This is a genomic window from Pseudomonas sp. PA15(2017), from assembly GCF_001945395.1.
GTDB lineage: Bacteria > Pseudomonadota > Gammaproteobacteria > Pseudomonadales > Pseudomonadaceae > Aquipseudomonas.
In genome coordinates this window covers 21,191-28,905 of record NZ_MSXV01000032.1, presented here as the reverse complement: position 1 = coordinate 28,905, position 7,715 = coordinate 21,191, and the positions used below count along the sequence as shown (strand labels likewise).

Here is a 7,715-nt window from a genome sequence, read left to right as displayed (position 1 = left end):
TGGGTCGATTCTGGAGGCCAGGGCACCGAGTTACGGGGGATCGTCTGCAGGGCTCCTTTGGCGCCGGCTGGGAGTTCGTTCATGTAGCCATCGATGACGCGTCTCGGCTGGCCTTCACTAGCCTGCACCCAGATGAGCGCGGCAATAGCGCCTGTCGAGCCCTGCTGCAGGCGTTGCGCTACTACCGCGGACTGGGCATCCGCTTCAAACGCGTCATGACAGACAATGGTGCCTGCTACCGCTCTCATTCTTTTCGGCGCTTATGTGCTCGGCTAGGGCTGAAACACATGCGCACTAAACCCTATACACCGCGCACGAACGGCAAAGCCGAACGTTTCATCCAAACGAGCCTACGTGAGTGGGCCTATGCACGCAGCTATGACAGCTCCGAACAACGAGCCAGGCATTTGCCAGCCTGGCTGCACCACTACAACTGGCACAGGCCGCACAGCAGTCTCAACTACAAACCACCAATCAGTCGGGCTCCATTGCCACTGAACAACGTACTGGGTTTACACATCTAGCCAATGGCCATCAGCCCTCCCAGAGAGCTCAAGACCGATGCTTCCAGGCCATTCGACAAATCATGGCAAACCACGCCAACCGGCCCGAGCGCCATTGCCGGATGCGCGAAGCGCCGCCTAAAATCCCCCGCTTTTTGCTCTTTTTCGATAACTATAAGGACGCATCATGTCCAACACGCCTTCACTTCCACTGGGGATCGCACGGGTCATCGACACCGTGAACTTCCGCTTCGGCCAGGCCTGCTCCTGGTTGACCCTGTTTCTGGTACTCGGCACGGCCCTGGTGGTGATCCTGCGCTATGGCATGAACCTGGGCGCCACCGCGCTGCAGGAAGCCGTGCTCTACGCCCACGCGCTGGTGTTCATGGGCGCCTCGGCCTGGGCACTGCAACGCAATGCCCATGTGCGTGTGGATATCTTCTACCAGCAGTTCAGCGGCCGCCGCCAGGCACTGGTGGAGGTGCTCGGCACCCTGCTCCTGCTGCTGCCGGTCTGCCTGTTTCTCGGCTGGGCGAGCTGGGACTACGTGGCCAACTCCTGGTCGACCCGCGAAGGCTCGAGCGAATCGGGCGGTCTGAAATTCGTCTACCTGCAGAAGAGCATCATCCTGGTGCTGGTAGTCAGCCTCACGCTGCAGGGCATTTCCAACCTGATCAAGGCGATCTACCTGGTGTGCGGCGTGCTGCCGGAGCAGGAGGTGAAACATGGCTGAAGTCATGTCGATCCTGCTGTTCGTGAGCATCTGCCTGGTGCTGATGGGCGGCTACCCGGTGGCCTTCACCCTGGCCGGCGTATCACTGCTGTTCGCCGGTATCGGCGTGGTCACCGGCACCTTCGACGCCGGGTACCTGAGCGCCCTGCCCAACCGCCTGTTCGGCATCATGAACAACCAGACCATGCTGGCCGTGCCGCTGTTCGTGTTCATGGGCGTGATGCTGGAAAAGTCCAAGGTCGCCGAAGACCTGCTCGAGTCGATGTCGCGCCTGTTCGGCGGCATCCGCGGCGGCCTGGCGATTTCGGTGTGCCTGGTGGGCGCACTGCTCGCCGCCAGCACCGGCATCGTCGGTGCCACGGTGGTGACCATGGGCCTGCTGGCCCTGCCGACCCTGCTCAAGCGCGGCTTCGACCCCGCCGTGGCGACCGGCACCCTGGCCGCCACCGGCACCCTGGGGCAGATCATTCCGCCATCCATCGTGCTGGTGCTGCTGGGCGACGTGATGTCCAGCGCCTACCAGCAGGCGCAGCTGCGCATGGGCATCTTCTCGCCCAAGACGGTATCGGTCGGCGACCTGTTCATGGGCGCACTGGTACCGGGTCTGTTGCTGGTGGTGCTGTACGTCGTCTACCTGATTCTGGTGGCGATCTTCCAGCCGAAGAAGATGCCCGTGGTGCCCAAGGAAGAGCTGGGCGAGGTGCAATGGGGCAAGCTGCTCGGCTCCCTAGTGCCGCCGCTGGCGCTGATCATCGCGGTGCTCGGCTCGATTCTCGCCGGTTACGCCACGCCCACCGAGGCCGCTGCCATCGGTGCCGTCGGCGCGACCCTGCTGGCGCTGTTCAAGGGCCAGCTGAGCCTGCCGCAGCTACGCAGCGTGGCCCAGGGCACCACGGAAATTTCCAGCATGGTGTTCCTGATCCTGATCGGCGCCTCGCTGTTCTCCCTGGTGTTCCGTGGCTTCGGCGGTGAAGCGCTGATCGAGGACGTGTTCAAGCAGTTGCCCGGCGGCGTGCTCGGCGCGTTCTTCCTGGTCATGCTGGTGATCTTCCTGCTCGGCTTCATTCTCGACTTCATCGAGATCATCTTCGTGGTGGTGCCGATCGTCGGCCCGGTGCTGCTGGCCATGGGCCTGGACCCGGTATGGCTGGGGGTGATGATCGCCCTCAACCTGCAGACCTCGTTCCTCACCCCGCCGCTGGGCTTCTCGCTGTTCTACCTGCGCGGCGTCACGCCGCGCTCGGTGAGCACCGCGACCATGTACCGTGGGGTGATTCCGTTCATCATCATCCAGCTGATGATGCTGGTCATCGCCTATCAGTTCCCGGCGCTGATCACCTGGCTTCCGACCCAGGTCTACGGCTCGTAAACTGTGCGGCAACGCAAAACGCCCGTCTCAACGGGCGTTTTTCATGGCGCTGGCGAACCTCCCCGCCGTGCCGTGGCCCAACAGCCAACCTATTCAGGAGCAGCCCCCATGAGCACCTCGAACGAACGCATTCAACTGGGCGATCTGGCCTGCTGGCGCATCCAGCATGCCGGCGCCGAACTCGTGGTCAGCGAACAGGGCGCGCAGATCCTGCGCTATCAGCCGGCCCAAGGCGAACCGCTGATCTGGCTCAGCGACGAGGCGGCCTACAGCACCGGCAAGAGCGTGCGCGGCGGCGTGCCTGTGTGCTGGCCCTGGTTCGGCGACCTGCAGCGCAACCCCGAAGCGATCCGCGCCAACCATGCACGCCCGGCCGATGCGCCGGCCCACGGCCTGGTGCGTGACCGTGACTGGCAGTTGATCGGCCTGAATACCGAAGAAGACGGCGTGACCCTGTCGTTCGCCTTCGACACCGCTGCCCAGCCCATCGCCGAATGGCCACTCGCCGCCGAGCTGCAGCTGGACATTCACCTCGGCGAGCGCTTGTCGCTAAGCCTGACCACCCGCAACCTTGGCGACCGCGAACTGCCGATCAGTCAGGCGCTGCACACCTACTTTGCGGTCAGCGACATTCGCCAGGTGCGCATCGAAGGGCTGGAGGGCTGCACCTACGTCGACACGCTGCAGGACTGGAAAACCGCACGGCAGGAAGGCGCGGTGACCTTCAGCGGAGAGACCGACCGCATCTACCTCGAGACGCCGCCGCAGCTGAGCATCGTCGACTCCATCTGGAAGCGACGCATTTTCATGCGCAGCCAGGGTTCGGGCTCGGCGGTGGTGTGGAACCCATGGATCGACAAGGCCAGGCGCCTGTCGCAATTCGCCGATGACGCCTGGCAGGGCATGCTCTGCATCGAGCACGCCAACGTGCTGGACGACTCGCTGATCCTCGCCCCAGGCGCCGAGTACCGCCTCGACGTGACGCTGTGGGCGCAACCACTTTGAGATGAGGTGCCATGGCGGCAGTCAGGCGGCGCGGGTCAGCGCGTCGCCAGCCTGATAGACTGCCGCGATGCACGCCCCTCCACCGGAAACTCCGATGCACGCAAAGAACCCCGCAATCGGCTTGTGTCAGCAAGCCACCTTTCTGATCAGCGCCGCCAAGGTCGACCAGTGCCCAGACGACCAGGGCTATGAAGTCGCCTTCGCCGGCCGCTCCAACGCCGGCAAGTCCAGCGCGCTGAACACCCTGACCCACGCCAGCCTGGCGCGCACCTCGAAAACCCCGGGGCGCACCCAGTTGCTGAACTTCTTCCGCCTGGACGACGAGCGCCGCCTGGTCGACCTGCCCGGTTATGGCTACGCCAAGGTGCCGATTCCGCTCAAGCAGCACTGGCAGAAGCACCTCGAGGCCTACCTGGGCAGCCGCGAGAGCCTGCGCGGGCTGATCCTGATGATGGACATCCGCCACCCGCTGACCGAGTTCGACCGCATGATGCTCGACTGGTCCGGCGCCAGCGGTATGCCCATGCACATCCTGCTGACCAAGGCTGACAAGCTGGCCTTCGGTGCGGCGAAGACCACCTTGCTCAAGGTGCAGCAGGAGATCCGCAAAGGCTGGGGCGGGCACGTCAGCATCCAACTGTTCTCGGCGCCCAAGCGCATCGGCGTAGAAGACGCACAAACCGTTCTGGGTCACTGGCTGGGCCTGATCGGCGACGAGGAAGGGGAGCAACACCAAGAATAACCGCACTCCCGTAGCCCGTGGTTGAGCGTAGCGATACCCGGGAGCAGGATTGAGTGTTGTCGTGCTTACCAGCGTCTCCTGGGTGTCGCTACGCTCAACACCAGGCTACCAACGCCCCGCCTTGCGCGGGGCGTTTTGCATTGCGCTACGGCGAGGAGCGGCTAGGCTCCAAGAAGGAAATAGGAGGGATGGCGAGCTGCCGGCCATTTCCTGCAGGCAAAAAAAACCCCGAACTTCGTATGGGGAGGGAGAAGATCGGGGTTTAAGAGTCTGAACCGCTAGGGCGGGGTTCAGATGTCTGCCAACACTTAACACAACAAAGGAGCATCGAAGGGCTTTATGGGCCATTCCCAAACTCTGACCGGGTGGACAGAAGTAAAGTTCAGCGGTGCTTAGATTCCTTTGTTTGGTCTTGATGACTACTAAGATCACACGGCACTAAATGATAACGGGACGCAGCTGCGTCCCTTTTTCGTGGGTGTCAGTGCGCTTCATCCCAGTTATTGCCCACGCCGACTTCCACCAGCAGCGGCACGTCGAGCTTCACGGTTTCGCCCATCAGTGGGCGAATCTGCGCGCTGACCTGCTCGACCAGATCCTCGCGAACCTCAAGTACCAGTTCATCGTGTACCTGCAGGATTACCCGGGCATCCAGGCCGGATTCGGTCAGCCACTCATCCACGGCGACCATGGCCTTCTTGATGATATCGGCAGCCGTGCCCTGCATCGGCGCGTTGATCGCCGTGCGCTCGGCCCCGGCACGCTCCTGCGGGCGGCTCGACTTGATCGCCGGCAGATACAGGCGCCGGCCGAACAGGGTTTCCACATAGCCCTGCTCTCCCGCCTGGTGGCGCGTGCGGTCCATGTACTCACGCACGCCTGGGTAGCGGGTGAAGTAGGTTTCGATGTAGGCCTTGGCGGTCTTGCCATCGACACCGATGTCCTTGGCCAGCTTCTGCGCGCCCATGCCGTAGATCAGCCCGAAATTGATCGCCTTGGCGCTGCGCCGCTGGTCGTTGCTGACCTGATCGAGCTCGACCTTGAACACTTCCGCGGCAGTCGCGGTGTGCACGTCGAGATTGTCGCGAAAAGCGTTCATCAGCCCTTCGTCGCGGGACAGATGCGCCATGATGCGCAGCTCGATCTGCGAATAGTCCGCCGACACCAGCTTGTAACCCTTCGGCGCCACGAAGGCCTGGCGAATGCGCCGACCCTCGGCGCTGCGCACCGGGATGTTCTGCAGGTTCGGATCGCTGGACGACAAGCGCCCGGTGGACGCCACGGCCTGTTGATAACTGGTGTGGATGCGCCCGGTGCGCGGGTTGATCTGCTCCGGCAGGCGGTCGGTGTAGGTGCTCTTGAGCTTGCTCAGGCTGCGGTACTGCATCAGTACTTTGGGCAGCTCGTAATCTTGCTCGGCCAGTTCGGCGAGCACCGCCTCGGCGGTCGACGCCTGGCCCTTGGCGGTCTTGCTGATGATCGGCAGGCCGAGCTTTTCATAGAGGATGGCGCCGAGTTGCTTGGGTGAGCCAAGGTTGAACTCCTCGCCGGCCACCTCGAAGGCCTGGCGCTCCAGGGCCACCAGCTTCTCGCCCAGCTCCTGGCTGTGCTCGCCAAGCAGCTTGGCATCCACCAGCGCGCCATTGCGCTCGATGCGCGCCAGCACCGGCACCAGGGGAATCTCGATATCGCGCAGCACGCCGGCCAGGCTCGGAATCTCTTCCAGGCGCGCCCACAGATTCTGGTGCAGGCGCAGGGTCACGTCAGCATCCTCGGCGGCGTACGGCCCGGCCTGCTCGAGGGCGATCTGGTCAAAGGTCAGCTGCTTGGCGCCCTTGCCGGCGATGTCCTCGAAACGGATGGTGCTGTGGCCCAGGTACTTGAGCGACAGGCTGTCCATGTCGTGGCGGGTGGCGGTGGAGTCCAGCACGTAGGACTCGAGCATGGTGTCGAAGGCCACGCCCTGTACGTTGATCGGCGTGCTGGCATTGGCCAGCACGTTGATGTCGTACTTGGCGTGCTGGCCGACCTTGGCCTTGGCTGGGTCTTCGAGAATCGGCTTGAGCGCACGCAGCACCGCGTCGCGATCCAGCTGCTGGGGCACGCCCATGTAGCTGTGCGCCACCGGCACGTAAACCGCCTCGCCGGCCTTGACCGCGAAGGACAGGCCGACCAGCTGCGCCTGCTGGGCATCGACGCTGGTGGTTTCGGTATCGAAGGCGATCAGCTCGGCCTGCTTGAGGTCCTCCAGCAGGGTGTCGAACTCGCCTTGATCAAGGATGGTGCGGTACTCGCCCGTGACCACCGACGGCTGGTCTTCGCCAGCAGCCGGCGTAGCGGCAGCCTGGACCGCCGGCACCTCGCCCGCCTCCGTGCCAGTCGCGCTGAACAAATCGCCGGCAGGCGGCGCCATTTCGGCGCGGGCAGCCTGCTTGGTCTTGGGCACCGCAGCCTTGTTCTGGCGCAGCAGCTCGTCGAGCCAGCCCTTGAATTCCAGCTGCTCGTAGAGCGCGGTCAGGGTCTCGATGTCCGGATCGCCGGGCATCAGTTGCGAGCAGTTCAGGTCCAGCGGCACGTCCAGCTTGATGGTCGCCAGCTGGTAGGACAGGTAGGCCATCTCGCGGTGCTCTTCGAGCTTGGCCGGCAGGCTCTTGGCGCCGCGAATCGGCAGGCCGGGTACCTTGTCGAGGTTGGCGTAGATCACGTCCAGGCCGCCACCGACGCCGACCAGCAGGCCCAGAGCAGTCTTCTCGCCGACGCCCGGCACGCCGGGAATGTTGTCGATCTTGTCGCCCATCAGCGCCAGGTAATCGATGATCAGCTCGGGGCCTACGCCGAACTTCTCCTTCACGCCCTCGATGTCGTAGACGCTACCGGTCATGGTGTTGACCAGGGTGACGTGCTTGCACACCAACTGCGCCATGTCCTTATCGCCAGTGGAGATCACCACGTCACGGCCTTCGGCGGCACTCTGCCGGGCCAGGGTGCCGATCACGTCGTCGGCCTCCACGCCGTCCACGCACAACAACGGTAGGCCCAGGCCCCGCACGCTGGCGTGCAGCGGCTCGACCTGCAGGCGCAGCTCGTCGGGCATTGGCGGGCGGTTGGCCTTGTAGTCGGCGAACAGCTCGTCGCGAAAGGTGCCGCCTTTGGCGTCGAACACCACCGCAAAGGGGCTGTCGGGGTACTGGCGGCGCAGGCTGCGCAGCATGTTCAGCACGCCCTTCACCGCACCGGTGGGCAGGCCCTTGGAGTTGGTCAGGGGCGGCAGGGCGTGGAAGGCGCGGTACAGATAAGAAGAACCGTCGACCAGGACGAGGGGAGCTTGGCTCATGAGGGCAATCAACCTTTTCGGCGGGCGTG

6 protein-coding genes are annotated in these 7,715 nt (G+C 63.9%); 5 read left to right on the top strand and 1 reads right to left on the bottom strand.

The annotated features are described in order from the left end of the window. The 5 genes from BVH03_RS26805 to yihA form a co-directional block, all read left to right on the top strand. A partial coding sequence (locus BVH03_RS26805) for an integrase core domain-containing protein (RefSeq protein WP_256574671.1) occupies positions 1 to 524 on the top strand: 524 nt, incomplete at its 5' end. Positions 525 to 690: 166 nt separating this feature from the next. After that, positions 691 to 1,236, top strand: coding sequence for a TRAP transporter small permease subunit (locus tag BVH03_RS10380; protein ID WP_075961084.1), 546 nt, complete (start codon positions 691 to 693; stop codon positions 1,234 to 1,236). After that, entirely contained in the window at positions 1,229 to 2,605 is a 1,377-nt protein-coding gene (locus tag BVH03_RS10375; RefSeq protein WP_075961083.1) for a TRAP transporter large permease subunit, read from the top strand. The genes BVH03_RS10380 and BVH03_RS10375 overlap by 8 nt, the downstream gene beginning before the upstream one ends. Positions 2,606 to 2,713: 108 nt before the next feature. Then, complete coding sequence (locus tag BVH03_RS10370) at positions 2,714 to 3,610, top strand: D-hexose-6-phosphate mutarotase (RefSeq protein WP_075961082.1); 897 nt, start codon at positions 2,714 to 2,716, stop codon at positions 3,608 to 3,610. Between the two features lie 94 nt (positions 3,611 to 3,704). Beyond that, positions 3,705 to 4,352, top strand: coding sequence for a ribosome biogenesis GTP-binding protein YihA/YsxC (gene yihA, locus BVH03_RS10365; RefSeq protein ID WP_075961081.1), 648 nt, complete (start codon positions 3,705 to 3,707; stop codon positions 4,350 to 4,352). A gap of 481 nt (positions 4,353 to 4,833) precedes the next feature. Here the strand turns inward: yihA and polA are convergent, their stop codons facing one another. After that, positions 4,834 to 7,686 (bottom strand): DNA polymerase I, encoded by a 2,853-nt coding sequence (gene polA / locus BVH03_RS10360; protein WP_075961080.1) that lies wholly within the window; start codon positions 7,684 to 7,686, stop codon positions 4,834 to 4,836. Between the last annotated feature and the right edge of the window lie 29 nt (positions 7,687 to 7,715).

Bases quoted from the DNA above. Each gene is read 5' to 3' on its own strand.
- BVH03_RS10380 (WP_075961084.1), top strand. From the start codon at position 691: ATGTCCAACACGCCTTCACTTCCACTGGGGATCGCACGGGTCATCGAC.
- BVH03_RS10375 (WP_075961083.1), top strand. From the start codon at position 1,229: ATGGCTGAAGTCATGTCGATCCTGCTGTTCGTGAGCATCTGCCTGGTG.
- BVH03_RS10370 (WP_075961082.1), top strand. From the start codon at position 2,714: ATGAGCACCTCGAACGAACGCATTCAACTGGGCGATCTGGCCTGCTGG.
- yihA (WP_075961081.1), top strand. From the start codon at position 3,705: ATGCACGCAAAGAACCCCGCAATCGGCTTGTGTCAGCAAGCCACCTTT.
- polA (WP_075961080.1), bottom strand. From the start codon at position 7,686: ATGAGCCAAGCTCCCCTCGTCCTGGTCGACGGTTCTTCTTATCTGTAC.